Annotated in this window: 1 protein-coding gene; it reads left to right on the top strand. The window is 58.2% G+C overall.

Features of this window, described 5'->3' with window-relative positions; all coding sequences use genetic code 11:
• On the top strand, nt 1–285 hold a 285-nt coding region (locus tag ACI77D_RS29420), incomplete at both ends, for an immunoglobulin-like domain-containing protein (RefSeq protein ID WP_407018116.1).

Here is a 285-nt window from a genome sequence, read left to right on the forward strand (position 1 = left end):
GGCGGCGAGCATTTCGAAAACCTGGTCCCTGGTACCGATAAAGTCACCACCACTGTGACTGACACTCCGGGCACTGCTGACACCACCACTGTCACCCTGACGGCTCCGTCCGAGGTGAGTGAAGGCGGTCAAATTACGTACACCGCTACGCTTTCCAATAAAGCGGGCACCGACGTCACCCTGAAACTCGACAACGGCTCGACGATCACCATCAAAGCCGGCGACACCGTCGGCACTGTGACTGTGCCAGCGCCAAGCGATGACGTGTTCATCGACAAGAGCACT

The organism is Pseudomonas sp. O39 (assembly GCF_045447295.1).
Classification (GTDB): domain Bacteria; phylum Pseudomonadota; class Gammaproteobacteria; order Pseudomonadales; family Pseudomonadaceae; genus Aquipseudomonas; species Aquipseudomonas antarctica_A.